Origin of the sequence: Undibacterium sp. WLHG33, from assembly GCF_049544815.1 — a bacterium.
Taxonomy (GTDB): Bacteria; Pseudomonadota; Gammaproteobacteria; order Burkholderiales; family Burkholderiaceae_D; genus Undibacterium.
Genome location: NZ_CP186697.1, coordinates 974,312 through 993,592 on the forward strand (window position 1 = coordinate 974,312; position 19,281 = coordinate 993,592).

Consider the following 19,281-nt stretch of genomic DNA (forward strand, 5'->3'; position numbering starts at 1 on the left):
ACGACTGGTCTAATAGAATGACGGCTATGCAAAAACATGAAGAACGCCCACACAATTATCAAGATACCCGCGAGCGCATTTTGGCGACTGGCGAGCAATTGATTCTGGGTCGCGGTTTCAGCGCTCTGGGTTTAAGTGAAATTCTGGCGGCTGCAGCCGTTCCCAAAGGCTCGTTCTATCATTATTTTCAATCAAAAGAAGGTTTTGGCGTTGCCATGCTGGAACGCTACTTTGCCGACTATCAGCAACGCCTGGCTGCACATTTCGCTGACCAGACTCACTCAGCACGCGAGCGGTTACTGATGTATTTCGCCAGCTGGCAGGAAAACGCAGAAAACGGCGGATGTCATAAATTTTGTCTCGCAGTGAAGCTGGCGGCAGAAGTATCCGATTTATCGGAACCGATGCGAACCGTATTGTCGGTCGGTATGCGCGGCATCTGTACACAGATTGCCAGCACAATACGGCTCGCACAGGCAGAGGGCAGCGTCGCAGCGACACTCGATGCGGAGGAATCCGCCACATCCTTGTACAGCTTGTGGGTTGGCGCTTCGCTGCTGGCAAAAGTTCATCATGAGCTGCAACCGCTGGTGCAGGCATTGAAACAGACAGAACTACTGTTACCTGCAAGCCGGTAATGCAGACATTGATATTGTTAACATGGGCATGTGCCCATTTTTTTGAAGCAAAAACTAGACGACCGGTCTAATTCATAAAGGAAATCGTATGTTGAAAAATTTACTCTCCCCTGTGCAGGCAGGTAGCGCTTCGCTGAAAAATCGCGTCGTCATGGCGCCGCTGACACGTTCACGTGCCGGCCAACCCGGTGATGTGCCGCGGGCATTGAATGTCGAATACTATGCGCAGCGCGCCAGTGCCGGACTGATCGTGACGGAAGCCAGCCAGATCTCTCGTCAGGGTCAGGGTTATGCATGGACGCCAGGCATTTACACCGATGCACAAGAAGCAGGCTGGAAAAATGTGGTCGATGCAGTTCACGCAAAAGGCGGCAAGATTTCCCTGCAACTGTGGCACGTTGGCCGTATCTCCCATAACCTGTTACAGGAAAACGGAGCGGCACCGGTATCGGCTTCTGCACTGCAAGCAGCAAACAGCCAGTGTTTCGTTGTCCAGCCGGATGGCACACCAGCCAATATCCAGACAGCCGTACCGCGCGCGCTGACCACAGAAGAAATGCCGGGTATCGTCGATCAATACCGTCAGGCAAGCAAACGTGCCAAACGCGCCGGTTTTGATCTGGTCGAAGTGCATGCAGCGAATGGTTACCTGCTCCAGCAGTTCATGTCCACCAATAGCAATCAGCGCACAGATGCCTACGGCGGCAGCCTGGAAAATCGCGCCCGTCTGACACTGGAGGCAGTGGATGCGGCCATCGCTGAAATGGGTGCGGATCGCGTTGGTGTGCGTATTTCTCCTAACTTTGTAGCGCACGGTATCGCCGACACCGAAGCAGAAGCAATGGCACTGTATTTAGCCAAAGAATTTACTGCCCGCGGTATCGCTTACCTGCATATTGCCGAACCTGACTGGGCCGGCGGCGCAGAACTGACGCAAAGCTTCCGTGAACAATTACGTGCAGCCTTCCCGGCAACCCTGATTTGCTGCGGGGGCTACAGCGCAGCGGAAGCCGATGCGCTTATCAGCAGCGGTCTGGCAGATGCTGTGGCATTCGGCCGTCCTTATATTGCGAACCCTGATCTGGTTGAACGCTTCGCGGCAGGCGCAGAACTGAACACTCCTGACCGCAGCACTTTCTACGGCGGTGAAGAAAAAGGTTATACCGATTATCCGACGATGTAATTCTGCGCCGTCAGGTCATCGCGATGTTCGTGCGCTGACAGATATCTGAGACGAATTATTCAAAAGGCAGACTGCGGTCTGCCTTTTTCTGTTTAATCTGAGACACTTCAGCGGCCTTTCTGCACTTCAGGCAGGCAAGATCAGCGTCACTTGCAGACCACCTTCCTGACGATTGCTCAACAATATGCGTCCGCCATGCGCCTCAATAATTTCCCTGGTCAGCGCCAGCCCCAGCCCGGTACCGTGTCGCTTTGTAGAATAAAAAGGTACCAGTGCATTCGCCATCACGGTATCACTCATGCCACTGCCATTGTCTGTCACATCCAGACGCCAGCCATCATGAATCGCCCTCACCTGCAAGCTGACGCCATCTTCACCGGCACCGGATTCACGGGCATTTTTCAGTAAATTCAATAAGGCCTGTTCCATCTGCGGACGGTCCATTCTCGCCTCTGCCAGCAAGACGGTGTCCTGCTCGCCCAGAAGCAGCTGAAATGGTATCTGCGCTTGTAATGTGCTCAGTAAATCCTGCCAGCGAACAAGCGTGTATCTGGGTGCAGGCAGTTTGGCAAACCGTGCGTAACCGTGAATAAAACTTTCCAGATGACGGCTGCGGTCTGCGATTGTTTCCAGAATCAGTGGCAGGCGTGTCGCATCTCCGCGTCTGAGTAATTCCTGGCCGGAATGCGCCAGCGAAGTCAGCGGTGCCAGTGAATTATTCAGCTCGTGACTGATGACACGTATCACCTTCTTCCAGGTCTGTACTTCCTGCCGACGCAATTCTGTCGTCAGATGCCGCAATAAAAATAAGGTATGCAATTTTCCGTTCAGGCTGAAACTGCGACGCGCCAGATGATAGACCTCGTCGCCCTCATCATCAGGCTCACTCGCCATTGCCTTCGCTGTGCCTTCAATATCCGCAGCATCTGTCGTTGAAGCGGCAGCTTGCTGTTTGTTGCGCGCCGCCACAGTGAAAAAACCATCTCCACCTTTTTCTATCGCTTCCTTTACTGCCGGGGACAGCCCCAGCAAAATTTCCTGCAAACTGAATCCTTCCAGTTGACGACCGTGATGTAACAGCTGACGGGCAGCGATATTCGCGAACACGATGGTTTTATTGTCGGCCACCAGCAACATTGCCACCGGTGTATTTTGCACCATCGTGTCAAGCAAGAGTTCACGCTGCACCAGATTCAGCCTTTGCAGCCGTAAGGTATTGCCCAGTGCATTATGCATTTCGGCCAGTTCAGCCAGTTCATCTTTGTACGGCCAGTGCAGACTGAAAGAATAATCACCGTCCTGATAGCCAATAACAGTACCGTTCACTGCGCGAAACAAAGCGAGCATCGGCGCCAGCTGGCGATACATCAGCCACGCCGCCAGCAATATCATTACCAGCGCGAATGCGATCAGCGCCATCGCACGATAAGCATCAGGCAAGCGCATCAGCCAGACGCTGCCGAGTATGCTGACGGAGGTAAGCGCCCCCGCCAGCAAGCTGAATCGCCATACCAGGGAAATACGTCTGCTTTGTCGCATGCTCATTCCTGACCAGGCCTGGCAATACCGAACCTGTCCATACGTCTGTACAGTGACTGACGGCTCAGACCCAATGCCGACGCGGCCTGCGCGATCACACCATGCGCCCGCAGCAAGGCCGTTTCGACTGCGGCCTTATCCGGCTCCGCATCACTGCTCAGACGCATTACCGGTACCGCAGGCAGACCAAGATCGCCAACACCAATGTGCTCACTGCGGGCGAGTAACTGCGCCCTGTGCATCAGGTTTTTCAATTCACGGACATTGCCCGGCCAGGTATGTGCCAGTAATGCCGCCTTTGCATTTGCATCGAGTTGCTTATCCTGATCGAGAAACGCATGTGCCAGAGGCAGGATATCTTCGGGGCGATCTGCCAGCGCTGGCAGATTCAGTTGTATCACGTTCAGGCGGTAATACAGATCTTCGCGGAATTGTCCGGCCCGTATCATGGCCGGAAGGTCAGCGTTGGTCGCGCTGATGATGCGCACCCTGACCTGCTTTTCGCGGTTCGATCCGAGTCGCTGAAAACGTCCGGTTTCCAGTACACGCAACAACTTCACCTGTCCTGCCAGTGGCAGATTGCCAATTTCATCCAGAAATAAAGTCCCGCCATCGGCAGCTTCAAATTTACCTTCGCGCGATTTTCCGGCACCGGTATAGGCACCGGCCTCAGCACCGAATAATTCAGCTTCAATCAACTCAGCCGGAATCGCGCCGCAATTCAGTACGATAAATGGCCCGTCTTTTACAGCGGAATTTTTTTGTACAATTTCGGCGATGCGTTCTTTGCCGGCACCATTCGGCCCTGTGATCATCACTGAGGCGTCAGAGCGCGCAACCTGACACGCGATTTCCAGTACTTTTTCAGTAGCGCTATCCTGCCACACCAGACCGCACAGATTGAATTGTGTTTCCAGCGCTTGCTTACGCTGGCGTTCGCGCTGCAGGCGACGTTGCAGGGCACGATTGGCCTGTCCGAGTTCAATCAGGTTACGCACCACGGTCAGCAGACGCTGATCGTTCCAGGGTTTTCCCATGTAATCCGCAGCCCCGGCTTTGATCAGACCAATCGCAGTATCCAGATGTGTCCATGCCGTCAGCAAAATCACCGGCATATCGGGGCAGCGTTGCCGGATCTGACGAAACAGTTCCATACCCTCTTCGCCTGAAGTTGTATCGGTACTGAAATTCATGTCCTGTATCACCAGATCAATCACCTGCTGCGACAGTAATGTCAGCCCCATGTCGGGCGTCGATGCAGTCACACTCTCAATCTCGTGCAGCGACAACAGTACTTCGAGTGCCAGAGCGACTGAGGGATTATCGTCAATGATTAAGACTTTAGGCATGTCCGTATTAACTTTTAATTTGCTTCAAAAAGCCGCACGCCGGTTAATCAAGGATAGCAAGCAGCCGGGTGCGAATAAGAGTCTGTATTAATAAGCAACAGAGTTGCCTGCATTATCAGATAAACAGGCACCCTGCCGCAAACCATTTCATCAGACGCTGCGGGTGGCGGTCGCCGGTGCAATTCTGGCCGCCCGCCACGCAGGTGCCAGCGCCGCCGCAATACCCAGCAGACAGAACAACAGCGGGGACCACAGCAGATAAGACAACGGTAATTTGCGCATATCAAACTGGGTCACGAGTAACTGATTCAGACCCAGCGCCAGCACGCAGCCCAGTAAAACACCCAGTGCTGAAATCAGCAGATTTTCGGTCAGGAAGTGCATCAGAATATGCCGTCGTGTCGCCCCTAAAGCGCGGCGTATGCCGACTTGTTTGGTGCGTTGTGTCACCCACAGGCTGCACATGCCGACGATGCCGCTGGCAGTAATCACGATCAGTAATCCGCACACGGTGAGCAACATCCAGGACAAGCCTTTTTCATTGCGATAGCGGTTTTCACGTATCGTGGTCAGCGTCTGTATCGCGATATTCAGCGGCTCTGAAGATGCCGCACGCAGCGTTTTTTCGACCTCGGCCTGCACACGCTCACGCTGCCCCGGTGCAGTCCGCAAGACATAACCCGAATAGGCATCATTAGTCAGACGTACCGGCAGCAAAACAGACATATCGCCGGATAATCCTTCCTGCGCGCCCGAAGATTGCAGCGTATCGACGACGCCAATAATCCGCATCTGCAGCGCACCATCCCCTGTACCGAAATAAAAATTCTTCCCTGCATAGCTGCTGGCTTCAGGAAACAAGGTGCGTGCCATCGCTTTCGTGATTATCGCCACTTCCGGATAATTGTTCGCCGTATTCTGATCCAGCTCCTGAAACTCGTCCTCTTTAAAATCACGGCCATCGATCAGGCGCAGTCCCCACACCTTTACCAGCGAACCGGGCGAAATATAAATTGCTGCATTTCCGGTCGGAGAAGACTGCCTGCGATCCGCTGCAAAGCTGTTGTTGGAGCCGGACTGCGACATCGGTATCGAATTGACCCTTGCCACGCTTTGCGCCCCAGGCACGGAACGCATAAGCTGCTCCTCCCGTTTTTGCATCTCCAGTTGCTGCTCATGCCCGCCTGATTTCTGATTGCGTACGAACACGCTTAATATCTGCTCTTCCTGCGCAATACCACTGGGACGCGCAGAGCTGCTGAGTCTCTGATTCACCAGATACAAGGCGTTCGATAATATCGCCAGGCTCAGGGCAATTTGCAGCGCGACCAGCAACGGCCCCGTTTTATTTTTCAGCATCGCCAGTAAGACTGGCTTCAATGGAAACAGCTGTGTCATAGATCCTCACTGAGATTTCAACTGGATAGCAGGTGTAATCTGGCACGCACGCCAGGTCGGCAACAGCCCTGCAAGTAATGCCGCAAGTACGGACATGGCCACAGTCAGCAACAGCATTTCCCAATCCATGCGGGCAACCGTTTTCAGGTAACCGGCCTGCAAGCTGATCAGTTTCAGAAACAACACCGATAACAAAATGCCGCTGATTGCGCCAACCAATCCGACCACGCCGGTTTCTATCAGCACCTGTAAAAATATCTGCCGGCGTGTCGCACCCAGCGCACGTCGCACACCGATTTCTGCCGCACGCGCAGAAAATTTAGCCAGCAACAGTCCTATCGTATTGACCAGGCAAAGCATCAGAAATCCGAAGGCCAGCCACACCGACATTTTTTCATCATCCCCCACGACTTTCATTTCCTGCAACCAGCCGCGTACGTCGAATAAAAGATTCGGCGCGTGCCGTGGGAAACGTCCCAGTTTCTGCTGCTCACTGACATAGGCATCCAGAAATGCTGCCAGTTGCGGCCGTTCCGAGGCCTTGTTCATCTCAACCCAGAAAGTCAGCCAGGTACATTCTGAGTCCAGTAACGCCTGCCAGCCCGGCTCACGCTTGCTTGAACAACTCATGCCACCCGAATGCGGCGTCTGATTACGCATCGCACTGTAAAACGGGACAATGAAACCTTCTTCGTTACCAAATGCACTATTACGCCCGTTGAACCGGTAAAAACGCGGAAGTGGACGCCAGTTATCCATCACACCGGCGATCAGATAACTCCGCCCCCACATGGTCGCTGTGCGGCCGACGGGATTTTCTGCGCCGAACATTTTTTCCGATGTTTTCCGGCTCAGAACAACCACATCAGCACCATTTTTGTCATCCGCCACTGACCAGCGTTCGCCATACAGCATCGGTACCTGCATCATGGGAAAAAAATCACGCGACGCCGCCATTCCCTCGACCTCTAACACCCCCAGATCTTTGCGCGGCATTTCTATCAGAGCGGAGATACCGTATAAACCTGCGCGATATTTTCCAATATCGCTATTGAGTAAAGCATGCACATCACGATAACTCATCTGCTCGTCACCATAGCGCTCTCCGGGGTGGTAACCGCTGGCCGGTGCGTTATCAAGAATAGGACTGAATAATCTGTCACTCTTTTCGGGTATCGGGTCTGCAGACATCATATGCAGTATTGTCAGCGTGGATACACTGGCAGCCACGCCGACCGATAAAATTAATATCATCAGTCCCGTCAGCCACGGATTTCTGCGTAAGCTGCGGAAGCCCAGCCATGAGTAGTAAGAAAACATAGGTGCTCCCGTTCAGGCGTATTGCAATGAGGTTACCGCCAGCGACGGTGTCGGCCGCACCAGATCCGAGACCTGGCCGTCAATAATATGCACATTGCGCTGAGCGCGGATCGCCAGTTCAGGATCGTGTGTCACCATTAAAATAGTCGTGCCACGTGCATTGATTTCTTCCAGCAATTCCATGACGCTGCGCGCCATCTGGGTATCGAGATTCCCGGTAGGTTCATCTGCCAGTAAAAGCCGGGGCGAACCTGCCAGCGCACGGGCGATCGCAACCCGCTGTTGCTGGCCGCCGGACAATTCAGCAGGATAATGCTTCATGCGCGCCGCCAGCCCCACCTGCGCCAGCGCATCTTCAATCCGCTCCTTGCGCTCTTTCGCAGGCAAGCCACGATAACGCAGTGGAACGTCAACGTTATCAAACAAATTCAGGTCAGGAATCAGATTAAATCCCTGAAAAATAAATCCCAGCTTTTCATTCCGCAAACGCGTGCGTGCATTGTCATCAAGTCCTTTAACATTCACACCATCTAGAAAATAATCACCATCACTGAATTCTTCGAGCAAACCGGCAATATTGAGGAAGGTTGTTTTGCCTGAGCCGGAAGGCCCGGTCACCGTCACAAACTCACCTTCTCTGACATGAATTTCAAATCCCCGCAATGCATGGGTTTCGATTAAGTGTGTGCGATAGACTTTATTTAATTTCTGCATTCTTAACATCACAAACTCCTATTGATTGATGGTGATCCGTTCGCCTTTTTCGAACAGCTCCGTCCCGGAAATGAAGATTTTGTCTCCGGCTTTTAATCCACTTCTGATTTCAACAGCATGTAAACTTGTTGCGCCAAGAACGATCGGTGTCCGTACAGCGATCCCGTCGCGCAGCAGATAAGCGAAATGTCCGCCGTCACTCTCGACAAAAGGGCCGCGCTGCACCATCAGCACATCCGGTTTTTCCTCGATCAGCATACGCGCTGACACACGCTGACTCTGCCGCAATCCGGCTGGTACGTTTCCATCAAAACGAACCCGTGCCAGCACCTGATTTCTGACCACTTCCGGCGACATCGCCGACAGAATACCGCGTGCCTTGACGCCATTAATATCCAGATCCACGGCCATTCCCAATCCCAGCTCGGCAACATAACTCTCCGGAATTTCCAGCTCGACTTCCAGTTGCGATAAATCGACCAGTGTCATCAGTGCCGTATTCGGTGCAACCACTGTGCGGTTCGCCACTGCCAGCGTGCCAACGACACCATCTACCGGCGCACGCAGACGCAGCTCATCGACCCTTCTTTGTAGATTATCTTTGAGCAGACGTTGTTGCTGTAATTGCGCCAGTTTTGATTTCAATCCGAGATCAACATCCTCGCTTTCCAGTGAACTCGCCTGCAATGCATGGCGGGCGCGGATCTCAGCGCTCTGTAAGGCATCCTGTACGCGCAGGAATTCATTTTTCTGCACCACGCCGCTGACGCCGGCTTTTTCGATACGCTGATATGCACGCTCAGCTGAGACGCGTTCAATTTCAGCCTGCTCAGCATCGCGTACTGCCAGCATTTTTTGCTTACGTGCCAGAATTTTTTGTCTGGCAATTTCCGCTTCTAATTGTTCAAGCAAGGCTTGTTCGCGCTTCAGCTCTGACACCAGGTCAGGTGAATCCAGCTCAGCAACGACGTCGCCTTTTTTAACTTTATCTCCGGCTTTGACCAAAAAACTGACGGTACTGGCGGTGCTGGAATACAGGCTCGGACTATTAGCAGCGACCAGCCTGCCGTTGACCGCAGCGTCACGCACCAGCGTTCCTTTGCCCACCGTCGCGACGCTCAGTCTGGACATAGACACAGAACGGCTGCTCCCTGTCCACAGTATTAATGCATAAACGGCGGCGATGAACAGCAAAAGTCCGGCGAGAATGCGCCAAACCCATTTAGACTGCCGCCAGAACGGTACGGCGGCGATCGGCGTATCTTGCAGTGAGGTGTCGCGGATAGACATAGTTAGTATATTTTTAGCAAATGAAAACTGAATCAGTTACCCTAAAAAGACATCGATATCAGCCTAATCTTCGGCGTTCCGGCATGTTGCTGCTATCGGCAGTTGAAAGCAGCAAATGCTTGCACGAAACGGGGAAACGGCGAGTGTCCGGAAAGTGTCCGGCGACTGTCCATTGTTTGTCCGGCACAGGCCAGCCGGTCAGCGTTCTGCCCCAGTCCAGCGGGCCGAATGACCAGCGGCCGCTGGTGCGGTAATCCAATGTCAGACCGGCCCAGGGTTGCACACGGATTTGAAATTGAAAACGATCCAGAGAGAGTTCTGCTTGCACACCGCAACCACGGCAGGCGTCTGCCAATGCTGGTGCAGCACGACTATTTTTGAATTCAATGCGGCTGATGCTTTCACGCTGATCGGGGGTCAGCAGCAACAGCGATAACAATAATAAAGCGGTCGCACACATCAGTTCTGTCGCTCTGCAGCACAACCAAAGCCAGCGTTGCAGTCTCGCATCTGTCTTTGCTATATGTCTCATGATCACCTTCCTCCTCTGTGTTGACTGAGGTATTGCAGAAAGCGTGCCACAAAATATGAAATTGCAAGTATTTGATTTTATTCAGATTTATATGAATCAATCTGAATAATTGTGATAGTCCGGACAATAAAAAACGATGTCCGGACACTGTGCGGACGTTCAGGCGGATTCTGTACCTGAAGTTTGATGACAATCGCTGGAATGACCTAAAGCCTTGATAATCGGGCATTGTGCCTGCTGCGGCGCCGATGCGCAGGCATCAATCAGTTGTGCCAGCATGGTTTCCATTTTTTTTAAGTCCGCCAGTTTGGCGCGTACCTGATCAAGGCGCTCACGGGCAATATCGCGTATCGCCGGTTTGTCGTTACTGTCTTCCAGCATCAGTAAATGCGAAATTTCTTCAAGCGAAAACCCCAGTTCCTGCGCCCGCTTAATAAAGCGGATGCGCTCGGCATCGGCAAACGGATAAGTACGAAATCCGCTGCTCACATCGGGAACTGCCAGCAAGCCGCGGCGCTGGTAGTAGCGTATAGTTTCAACTCCCACGCCAGCAGCTTTTGCGAGTTGTCCTATGGTGTATTGATCTGAAGCAGACATAAATAAAAAGTCCTTGACTCTGTTCTCAGGTACGGAGTCTATGATACAGCGGATAGTCGATTAAGGAGAATAGTCATGACAGACCAGCATCAACATAGCGGCAATTGCTGCGGACAATCTGCCTCTGAATCTACGACCCCATCTGCGCCTGAAGAAAAAAAATACATAGATCCTGTGTGCGGCATGCAGGTAGCAAAAAATACTGAAAAAACGGCGCGCTTTCAGGGTGTTGCCTACTATTTCTGCAGCCAGTCATGCGTGAGCAAATTCAACGCGGCACCTGAAAACTATGTCAAAGCCAAACGTGTGATCGGTATGGGCAGCGTCCCGGGTGCATCTGCAGCGGTGTCCGCATCTGCGCCTGCAACTATGTCCACTGCTGCTATGTCTGACCCGGTAGTACGTGAAGTCAGCCGGATCAAGCAGGCAGGTGGAAATTCTTGTTGCGGCGGCAGCCACGCTGCTCCGCAAAGCATGCAACACGACCCGCAAGGTGCGCATAAAGATCCGGTCTGCGGCATGACGGTGAATGAGAATAGCCAGCATCAGTTTGTGCACGCTGGTCAGACCTATTATTTCTGCTGCGACTCGTGCAAACAGAAATTCAGTAAAAATCCGCAGACATATTTAAATCCCGAGCTGGCGCCAGCAGCCAAACCGGTCGCCAAAGATGCGATTTACATGTGTCCTATGGACCCGGAAATTGAGCAAATCGGCCCTGGTATCTGCCCTATCTGCGGTATGGCACTGGAACCGAAAGAAGCGATCATTGAGGAAGACAACAGCGAACTTCAGGATATGAGCAGACGCCTGAAAATCAGTATCGCACTCAGCCTGCCCTTGTTACTGCTGACGATGGGCGACATGCTGCCCGGTATTTCTTTCCATGATTTACTGGGAATGCGTATATTCGACTGGCTGCAGTTTGCATTAGCAACACCCGTTGTGGCATGGCTGGGGCGACCGTTTTTTGAACGCGCCATCGCCTCCTTCAAAAGTGGCAATCTGAATATGTTCAGCCTGATCGGCGTCGGCACTGCGGCGGCGTATCTGTTCAGTCTGTTTGCGTTGCTGTTTCCGCAGGCTTTGCCAGATGCATTCAAGATGGATGGCATGGCACCACTGTATTTTGAAGCCGCCGCCGTCATTATCTGTCTCGTTATTCTGGGCCAGGTGCTGGAGTTGCGCGCACGCTCACAGACAAATCAGGCCATCAAATCTTTGCTGGCACTGACTCCTGCGACGGCGATACGCATTGCCGCCGATGGCAACGAAGCTGAAATTCCACTCGACAAAGTTCAGGTCGGTGATCTGCTGCGCGTCAAACCCGGTGCGCACATTCCGGTTGACGGGTTGCTGGTCGATGGACATTCGCATGTGGATGAGTCGATGATTACCGGCGAACCGATTCCGGTTGGCAAACAGGCCGGAGATAAACTCAGCGCCGGTACCATCAATCAGCAAGGCAGCTTCAGCCTGCGGGCCGAAAAAATCGGCAGAGATACCCTGATCGCCAAGATCATCGATATGGTGAATCAAGCAGGTCGTTCCCGCGCACCAATACAAAAGCTCGCCGATAAAGTCGCGGGCTGGTTTGTGCCTGCCGTGATCGCGGCGGCAATACTGGCATTTATATTGTGGGCGCTATTTGGGCCGGCACCGGCACTCGCAAATGGCCTGATGGCCGCCGTGTCCGTGCTGATCATTGCCTGCCCTTGCGCTCTGGGTCTGGCAACGCCGATTTCAGTGACTGTCGGTATCGGACGTGGTGCGGTGGAAGGCATACTGATCAAAGATGCCGAAGCACTTGAGCGCCTGGAAAAAATCGACACGCTGGTCATCGATAAAACCGGCACCCTCACCGAAGGCAAGCCAACGCTGCAGGAATTCATCGTCGCAGATGGCGCGAATGAAAAGGAATTATTAGCAATCGCACTGGCGACAGAACAGCAAAGTGAACATCCTCTGGCGCAGGCAGTGGCGGATTTTATCCGAAAAAAAAATATCACCGCAGCCAGCATCAGCGACTTTAAAGCCATCAGCGGCAAAGGTGTGCAGGCAACGTGCAACGGACAGCAGATCTTGCTCGGCAAACCTGCGCTGCTGGAAGAAAACCATATCGGCCAGCAGGAGTTCAGCTCTCGCATCAATGAATTACAGCAGCGAGGTCATACGGTCATGGTGATGGCGGTCAACGCGAAGGCCGCAGCGCTGATCAGCGTTGCCGACAGCATCAAAGCCAGCAGCCTGCAAGCCGTGCAGCAGTTACAGCAACAAGGAATCCGCGTGATTGTACTGACTGGCGACAATGCTCAGACAGCGCAGGCGGTTGCAACACAGCTGGGATTAAACGAGGTGCATGCAGACGTGCTGCCGGAAGATAAATTCCGTTTCATTCAGCAATTGCAGCAACAGGGATGCATAGTCGCGATGGCAGGTGACGGCATCAACGATGCACCGGCACTGGCACAGGCGAATGTCGGTATTGCCATGGGTACCGGCACCGATGTCGCGATGCACAGTGCGCATGTGGTACTGGTCAAAGGAGATCTGCGCGGCATTGCCAAAGCCCGCACGCTGAGTCGGAATGTCATGCGCAATATTCGTCAGAATCTGTTTTTTGCGTTTGCCTATAATTTCATCGGCGTGCCGGTTGCTGCCGGTGTGCTGTTCCCGTGGTTTGGCATCCTGTTAAGCCCGATGATCGCCAGCGCAGCGATGAGCCTCAGTTCAGTCTCGGTGATCAGCAATGCGCTGCGGCTGCGTTATACCCGCCTGTAAGGCCGCGATCATCTGCAACTTTCAGCATTGATGAATTAAAAACAGGAAGTGCGCAACGCACTTCCTGTTTTGCATTGCACGGTAGGTTCAGCAACGCTGATGACACTACACATACTTGTCACATCGGGGTCATCTGTCGCTGCTAGCATCGCACTCCGGCACTGCCCCCTCCACATATCTCTTTCGCGACGGACATCGATTCTGAACATGGGAGGAGAATCTGGCAAAAAAATTGTTCAGCCAGCCGGGAGGACGCCTCGATGTCTGTTCCTCATTCAACTTTTGCTGACCCATGATGAAAAAATTTCCCCTGTCAGCGCTTATACTCAGCGCTTTGTACGCCCACAACGGCTATGCCCAAACCACCACGCCGATTGAGCACGTGATTGTATTGGTCGGTGAAAACCGCACGTTTGACAATCTGTACGGCGTATATCAGCCAAAAAAGAAGCAGACGATCTCGAATCTCTGGTCAAAAGGTATCGTCAAAGCCGATGGCACACCAGGACCTAACTATCACCTGGCAGCACAAAAAACAGCAGAAAATTTTACCGCCTACACACCGACGCCAGAGGTCAAAAATTCTTACGCCACTCTGCCCCAGCCTTATGCTGCGGGCGCCTTTGGTCAGCGTCATGATGTACCGGATGCACGTTTTCCGGCAGACATGCCGAACGGGCCATATCAGATTACCAAACATGTCAGCTACGGGGCGCATACCGGTGATCCGGTACACCGCTTTTTCCAGATGTGGCAACAGATTAACGGCGGGAATAATGACCTGTTTGTCTGGGTTGCGGAAATGACGGGTGTCGGTCCAAGTAACGTACCAGCGCCGTTCGCCCCCGGCCGCACCTATCAGGGTGGCATTGCGATGGGTTTTTACAACATGTCTGCCGGCGATGCACCAATATTCAAAAAGCTGGCCGACAACTATGCGATTGCCGACAATTATCATCAACCTGTCATGGGTGGTACCACCGCCAACTATCTGGCCCTTGCGACCGGCGATGTGACCTTCTATACCGATCAGGGCAAGCCGGCAGTGCCTCCTGTCAAGATGATAGAAAATCCTGATCCACAACCTGGCACCAATAACTGGTACACCGAAGACGGCTACCGTGGCGGCACTTATATTCAGTGTGCCGATCTGTCTCAACCCGGTGCGGCAGGCATACATGCATTCCTGAAAAAGCTCCCGTATCCTGCCTTCAATCAGGGTAACTGCGCACCTGACACTTACTACATGGTGAATAACATGGATCCGGCTTATTCGCCGTTGGGTGAGCCATTGGCATTAGGTGCAGATAAGTTCCTGCTGCCGCCACAAACTATTCCCCATATTGGTGATGCGCTGACAGCTGCCGGCATTTCATGGAAGTGGTACAGCGGTGGCCGCAATGACGGTAAAAAAGTCGATAAAGAATATTGCGCCATGTGCGACACGCCGTCATTCTTTATATCCACAATGACCGGACCTGATAAGCACAAATTGCAGGATCTGCATCAGTTTTATATTGATGTGAAAAAAGATGAAAAATCTTTCCCTGCTGTTTCTTATATCGCGCCGTACGACAGTATTTCAGGCCATCCGGGTTATGCGGTCGAATCCAGTTTTGATGAACTCGCGGCAGATGTGATCGCCCGCGTCAAAGCGAATCCCGAACTCTGGAAAAAAACGGCTATCCTGATTACTTTCGATGAAGGCGGTGGCTATTATGATTCCGGCTATGTACAGTTTATCGATTTCTTCGGCGACGGCACGCGCATCCCTATGCTTGCCGTATCACCTTATGCGAAAAAAGGGCATGTCGATCATACTTATTACGATCACGCATCGATCCTGAAATTCATACAGCGTAACTGGAAGCTGGCTCCACTGTCGAAGCGCAGTCGCGACAATCTGCCTAACCCTGTTATTGATAAGAAAAATCCGTATGTACCTCTGAATCGCCCGGCATTGGGCGACCTGATGGGCTTATTTGATTTCAAACAACAGCCTTAAGCACACATACCATCCGCATCAGTATCTGATGACAAAAGCAGGCAGACGGCAATTGCTGTATGCCTGCTTTTTTTACGAAAGCGCAGATCATTGACGCTCGTCACCATGCGCGGATATGTCGTGCTCACCTTGTAAAAACTCGCCGCAAATATGTCGCCATGATGACCACATTCATCATTCTGTTGCAGAAATGTAGCGAGTATTTCATCCAGTCTTAATTCACTTTCCTGTCATATTGGCTGACTACACTTTGCCGCGTTGACGTCTGGAATCTTCTGCTTTTCATCGCATTAAAAGCACTTTGCTTCCGCGCTTCTGCAGATACGCCATCAGATCAATTCATACCCGTACTGCAGAGTCGCCTGAAGGCACACAACAATTTCTCACTCTTATTTATCATCGACTCAGGAACCCTAACATGGCACCCAAACTTCGTCGTTCCCCGCTGTATCTGATTTTGCTCCAGGCTTTTGCCACTCCCGTATTTGCGGACGAGGCCCCGGCCGACATTGTCAATGTCGTCATCTTCGGCCAGGGCAATACACGTCAGGTTCAGGACGTGTCCAAAAAAGATCTGGCACTCGCGTTACCAGGCACAAGCCCACTGAAAGTTCTCGACAAACTGCCTGGCGTCAGCTTCCAATCTGCAGATCCGTTCGGTGCCTATGAGTGGTCAACCCGCTTCAGCGCACGTGGTTTCAACCAGAGTCAAATGGGCTTCACGCTGGACAATGTACCGCTCGGCGACATGAGCTACGGCAACAACAACGGTCTGCATATCAGCCGTGCAATTTCATCTGAAAACATTGGTCGCGTGACTCTGTCTCAGGGTGCTGGCGCGGTCGGTACGGCATCGACCAGCAATCTGGGCGGTACAGTGCAATTCTTCTCATCTGCACCGACCGATGAATTCGGCCTCAGTGGCGCACAAACAATTGGCAGCGATAAAACTTATCGTACCTTCGCGCGCGTTGATACCGGCTTGCTTTCTTCCGGTACCAAGGCTTATCTGAGTGTGACACGTCAGCGTGCAGAAAAATGGAAAGGCGCTGGCGCTCAGGATCAGGACATATTCAACTCCAAGCTGGTGCAAAAACTGGGTAACAGCAAGCTGACTGCTTTCTTTAATTACTCCGACCGTAAAGAAGTCGATTATCAGGATTTGTCGATAGAAATGGCAAACCGTCTGGGTTACGACTGGGATAACTATGCTCCAGACTGGCAGCGTGCCATCAATGCAGCCAAAGGTGTCTACAGCGGCAAAGTTAACAGCCTCGATGACGCCTACTATCAGGGCAGTGGTCTGCGTAAAGACAGTCTGCTCGGCGCGACACTGGACAACCGTTTTGGTGATGACGTCTATCTGAAAACAACCGCTTACCATCACAGTAATGAAGGTCAGGGTCACTGGTACACACCTTACACACCTTCAACAAATGGCTTGCCGATTTCCATCCGTACCACAGAATATTCGATCAGTCGTAATGGTGTGATTGCCGACCTGACAGCCGAACTTGGCCAGCATACATTCAATGCGGGTTTCTGGGCAGAAAGCAGTCTGCATACGCTGACCCGTAATTTCTACAACGTCACTGGCGGACAGGATACCAACGAGTTCCTGACCAATCCGACCTCGACGGGCTTCAAACAAAATTTCACGACCACCACCACTCAGTTCTACGCTCAGGATACGATTTCCCTGATGGCGGATAAATTGAAACTGAATGTCGGCTTCAAATCTCCGAACGTCAAAATCAATGCCGTCAACGTGGTCGGTACCCGTGCTGCCGGTGATCTGACCGCCTCTAAAAATTTCCTGCCGCAATTGGGTCTGAATTACGCGCTGACGAAATCCGATGAACTGTTCCTGAGTTATTCGGAAAACATGCGCGCGTACCAGCCAGGTGTCAGCGGTCCGTTTTCACAGACACAGACAGCATTTAATCTGAGCGCTGGTTCGATCAAGCCAGAAACATCGAAAACGATTGATGCCGGCTATCGCTTCAAAACTGATAGTCTGGTCGGTTCCGTCGCCGCCTATTTCACACGTTTCGATGACCGTCTGATGGCAGTCGCTACCTGCGCCGGTATCGTTGGTTGCCCTAGTACATTTGTCAACGTTGGTAAAGTCGAAACCAAAGGTATCGAAGCTGCAGCGATGTGGACACTGGCCAAAGACTGGTCTCTGTTCAACTCGCTGACATATAACGATGCGCAATATAAATCCAACTATATGGATGGCAAAACGCTGGTCGATATCGCTGGAAAACAGGTTGTCGATTCACCGAAGCTGATGTTCAAAACTGAACTTTCTTATGAAACGCCACAATGGTTTGGCCGCGTCGGTGGAAAATATACGGACAAGCGTTTCTACACCTACAGCAACGATGCCAGCGTTCCTGCTTACTGGGTCATGAATCTGTCGACTGGCTATAAGCAGAAAAATCTGGGTGGCATTAAGGATTTCTCCATCCAGCTGAACGTTGAAAATCTGCTCAACAAACAATACTTCAGCACCATCGGTTCCAACGGTTTCCAGACCTTTGATCCGACTGGCACCGCACAGACTTTACTGACCGGCGCACCACGTCAGCTGTTCGTGACTGTCAGTGGCAAGATCTGATTGATGTGGTAACTCTGGCTGTCAGCGAATAACTGACTGTCTTATTCAACGCCCCGTACCCGGCATTCCGGCGACGGGGCGTTTTGTATCAGCCAAGCGTCAGGCACATGCTTGGGAAAAGCATCACAGTCCACACTGCTGAGCAGGTAAAATACGCACCTTTGTTACTTCCTTTTGTTGTCCGGAAATACTTATGCGTTTACGCTTCTCTCTGTTGTTACCTGTTCTGATTTCATCTGCTCTTGCTCTGGCTGCTCACCCGGAAGCAGTGACAAAAAAAGGAAATCAGAAAAAATCTGTCAGTCCCACGATCACCGTGTACGCCGCTGGCGATATTGCCGATTGCCGGAAAAAACCGGCTGCTGAATCTGTCGCGGCACGCACCTCAGACATGATCGCCAACGCATTAGAAAAGGACAGTAATGCCATCGTGATCACGCTCGGCGACAATACCTATCCCGTCGGTAAGCCTGAAGAATTCAGCGATTGCTATGATCCGACCTGGGGACGCTTTAAAGAGCGCACACTCCCTTCGCCCGGTAATCATGATTACGGCATGCCGAAAGCACTGGGCTATTACAATTATTTCGGCGAGATCGCTGGTCCCGACCGGCGCGGCTACTATACGAAGCAAATAGGTGCATGGCGCATACTTTCGCTCAACAGTAATATCGATGCGGTGCAGATGGAGAAACAGGTCAGCTGGCTGAAAGAAGAACTCAGCCATAGCAAACAAATGTGCACACTGGCGTTCTGGCATCACCCGGCCTACAGCTCTGGCGGACACGGCAATAACAAACACATGCAGAGTATCTGGAAAATTCTGGCAGAAGCCAAAGCAGATATCGTGCTGACATCTCACGATCATGATTACGAACGCTTTGCTCCCCTCGACGGTAATGGCGACAGGGATGATCAGAATGGTATCCGCAGTTTCGTCGTCGGCACCGGTGGAGCGAAACTGACACCGATGTTTCTGCCGAAAGCAGCGACCGAAATCCGCGACAATAATACTCACGGCGTGTTGAAACTGACGCTGCAGGAAAAAGCCTATGAGTGGGAATTTCTACCTGTTCCAGGCAGTAACTTCAGTGATAAGGGCAAAGGAAGCTGTCACTAGACAGATCATACTTAGTCTGAGTAATGATGCGGCTTAGCGAGGCATTTTGTTTGCTAAGCCGCATTTTTATTAAGCCTTGCAAACACGGTGAACCTTTGCTGCACGATCATAATCCTGCGTATACGCCAGTCGTGATATTCCTCATTTGAAATTCAATTCCGAGGCGGCATTTTTTTAGGACTATACTTAACT

Annotated in this window: 14 protein-coding genes; 6 read left to right on the forward strand and 8 right to left on the reverse strand. The window is 52.1% G+C overall.

Features of this window, described 5'->3' with window-relative positions:
* Window positions 1–26 precede the first annotated feature (26 nt).
* Together ACOTSW_RS04420 and ACOTSW_RS04425 are read left to right on the forward strand one after the other, a co-directional pair.
* Complete coding sequence (locus tag ACOTSW_RS04420) at window positions 27–638, forward strand: TetR/AcrR family transcriptional regulator (protein ID WP_423681228.1); 612 nt, start codon at window positions 27–29, stop codon at window positions 636–638.
* A gap of 88 nt (window positions 639–726) precedes the next feature.
* A complete protein-coding gene (locus tag ACOTSW_RS04425) occupies window positions 727–1,821 on the forward strand; it encodes an alkene reductase (protein ID WP_423681229.1) in 1,095 nt (364 codons plus the stop codon).
* A 126-nt stretch (window positions 1,822–1,947) separates the two neighbouring features.
* On the opposite strand, the gene ACOTSW_RS04430 is transcribed toward ACOTSW_RS04425, so the two are convergent.
* The 8 genes from ACOTSW_RS04430 to ACOTSW_RS04465 all read right to left on the reverse strand — a co-directional run bounded on the left by ACOTSW_RS04430 (window position 1,948) and on the right by ACOTSW_RS04465 (window position 10,560).
* Window positions 1,948–3,360 (reverse strand): sensor histidine kinase, encoded by a 1,413-nt coding sequence (locus ACOTSW_RS04430; RefSeq protein ID WP_423681230.1) that lies wholly within the window; start codon window positions 3,358–3,360, stop codon window positions 1,948–1,950.
* Window positions 3,361–3,362: 2 nt separating this feature from the next.
* A complete protein-coding gene (locus tag ACOTSW_RS04435) occupies window positions 3,363–4,709 on the reverse strand; it encodes a sigma-54-dependent transcriptional regulator (RefSeq protein WP_423681232.1) in 1,347 nt (448 codons plus the stop codon).
* Window positions 4,710–4,859: 150 nt separating this feature from the next.
* Window positions 4,860–6,107 carry an ABC transporter permease gene (locus tag ACOTSW_RS04440; RefSeq protein WP_423681233.1) on the reverse strand — a complete coding sequence of 416 codons (1,248 nt, stop codon included), beginning with the start codon at window positions 6,105–6,107 and terminating at the stop codon, window positions 4,860–4,862.
* A 6-nt stretch (window positions 6,108–6,113) separates the two neighbouring features.
* A complete protein-coding gene (locus tag ACOTSW_RS04445) occupies window positions 6,114–7,427 on the reverse strand; it encodes an ABC transporter permease (protein WP_423681234.1) in 1,314 nt (437 codons plus the stop codon).
* 12 nt (window positions 7,428–7,439) lie between these two features.
* Complete coding sequence (locus tag ACOTSW_RS04450) at window positions 7,440–8,150, reverse strand: ABC transporter ATP-binding protein (protein WP_423681235.1); 711 nt, start codon at window positions 8,148–8,150, stop codon at window positions 7,440–7,442.
* 9 nt (window positions 8,151–8,159) lie between these two features.
* Window positions 8,160–9,431, reverse strand: a complete 1,272-nt coding sequence (locus tag ACOTSW_RS04455) for an efflux RND transporter periplasmic adaptor subunit (protein WP_423681236.1) — start codon at window positions 9,429–9,431, stop codon at window positions 8,160–8,162.
* A gap of 58 nt (window positions 9,432–9,489) precedes the next feature.
* A complete protein-coding gene (locus ACOTSW_RS04460) occupies window positions 9,490–9,963 on the reverse strand; it encodes a hypothetical protein (protein ID WP_423681237.1) in 474 nt (157 codons plus the stop codon).
* Window positions 9,964–10,122: 159 nt separating this feature from the next.
* The gene (locus ACOTSW_RS04465; RefSeq protein WP_423681238.1) at window positions 10,123–10,560 is read right to left on the reverse strand and encodes a MerR family transcriptional regulator; all 438 of its coding nucleotides are present in this window, start codon (window positions 10,558–10,560) and stop codon (window positions 10,123–10,125) included.
* Window positions 10,561–10,635: 75 nt separating this feature from the next.
* Between ACOTSW_RS04465 and ACOTSW_RS04470 the strand changes: the two genes are divergently transcribed.
* The 4 genes from ACOTSW_RS04470 (at window position 10,636) to ACOTSW_RS04485 (ending at window position 19,089) form a co-directional block, all read left to right on the forward strand.
* Window positions 10,636–13,341, forward strand: a complete 2,706-nt coding sequence (locus tag ACOTSW_RS04470; RefSeq protein ID WP_423681239.1) for a heavy metal translocating P-type ATPase — start codon at window positions 10,636–10,638, stop codon at window positions 13,339–13,341.
* A gap of 295 nt (window positions 13,342–13,636) precedes the next feature.
* On the forward strand, window positions 13,637–15,346 hold the full coding sequence (locus ACOTSW_RS04475; protein WP_423681241.1) for an alkaline phosphatase family protein: 1,710 nt from the start codon (window positions 13,637–13,639) through the stop codon (window positions 15,344–15,346).
* A 418-nt stretch (window positions 15,347–15,764) separates the two neighbouring features.
* Window positions 15,765–17,969 carry a TonB-dependent receptor gene (locus ACOTSW_RS04480; RefSeq protein WP_423681242.1) on the forward strand — a complete coding sequence of 735 codons (2,205 nt, stop codon included), beginning with the start codon at window positions 15,765–15,767 and terminating at the stop codon, window positions 17,967–17,969.
* 193 nt (window positions 17,970–18,162) lie between these two features.
* The gene (locus ACOTSW_RS04485; RefSeq protein ID WP_423681243.1) at window positions 18,163–19,089 is read left to right on the forward strand and encodes a metallophosphoesterase family protein; all 927 of its coding nucleotides are present in this window, start codon (window positions 18,163–18,165) and stop codon (window positions 19,087–19,089) included.
* Window positions 19,090–19,281 lie beyond the last annotated feature (192 nt).

What these genes read in the sequence shown, in the direction of transcription:
- ACOTSW_RS04420 (WP_423681228.1), top strand. Translation starts at nt 27, where the DNA reads ATGCAAAAACATGAAGAACGCCCACACAATTATCAAGATACCCGCGAG.
- ACOTSW_RS04425 (WP_423681229.1), top strand. Translation starts at nt 727, where the DNA reads ATGTTGAAAAATTTACTCTCCCCTGTGCAGGCAGGTAGCGCTTCGCTG.
- ACOTSW_RS04430 (WP_423681230.1), bottom strand. Translation starts at nt 3,360, where the DNA reads ATGCGACAAAGCAGACGTATTTCCCTGGTATGGCGATTCAGCTTGCTG.
- ACOTSW_RS04435 (WP_423681232.1), bottom strand. Translation starts at nt 4,709, where the DNA reads ATGCCTAAAGTCTTAATCATTGACGATAATCCCTCAGTCGCTCTGGCA.
- ACOTSW_RS04440 (WP_423681233.1), bottom strand. Translation starts at nt 6,107, where the DNA reads ATGACACAGCTGTTTCCATTGAAGCCAGTCTTACTGGCGATGCTGAAA.
- ACOTSW_RS04445 (WP_423681234.1), bottom strand. Translation starts at nt 7,427, where the DNA reads ATGTTTTCTTACTACTCATGGCTGGGCTTCCGCAGCTTACGCAGAAAT.
- ACOTSW_RS04450 (WP_423681235.1), bottom strand. Translation starts at nt 8,150, where the DNA reads ATGTTAAGAATGCAGAAATTAAATAAAGTCTATCGCACACACTTAATC.
- ACOTSW_RS04455 (WP_423681236.1), bottom strand. Translation starts at nt 9,431, where the DNA reads ATGTCTATCCGCGACACCTCACTGCAAGATACGCCGATCGCCGCCGTA.
- ACOTSW_RS04460 (WP_423681237.1), bottom strand. Translation starts at nt 9,963, where the DNA reads ATGAGACATATAGCAAAGACAGATGCGAGACTGCAACGCTGGCTTTGG.
- ACOTSW_RS04465 (WP_423681238.1), bottom strand. Translation starts at nt 10,560, where the DNA reads ATGTCTGCTTCAGATCAATACACCATAGGACAACTCGCAAAAGCTGCT.
- ACOTSW_RS04470 (WP_423681239.1), top strand. Translation starts at nt 10,636, where the DNA reads ATGACAGACCAGCATCAACATAGCGGCAATTGCTGCGGACAATCTGCC.
- ACOTSW_RS04475 (WP_423681241.1), top strand. Translation starts at nt 13,637, where the DNA reads ATGAAAAAATTTCCCCTGTCAGCGCTTATACTCAGCGCTTTGTACGCC.
- ACOTSW_RS04480 (WP_423681242.1), top strand. Translation starts at nt 15,765, where the DNA reads ATGGCACCCAAACTTCGTCGTTCCCCGCTGTATCTGATTTTGCTCCAG.
- ACOTSW_RS04485 (WP_423681243.1), top strand. Translation starts at nt 18,163, where the DNA reads ATGCGTTTACGCTTCTCTCTGTTGTTACCTGTTCTGATTTCATCTGCT.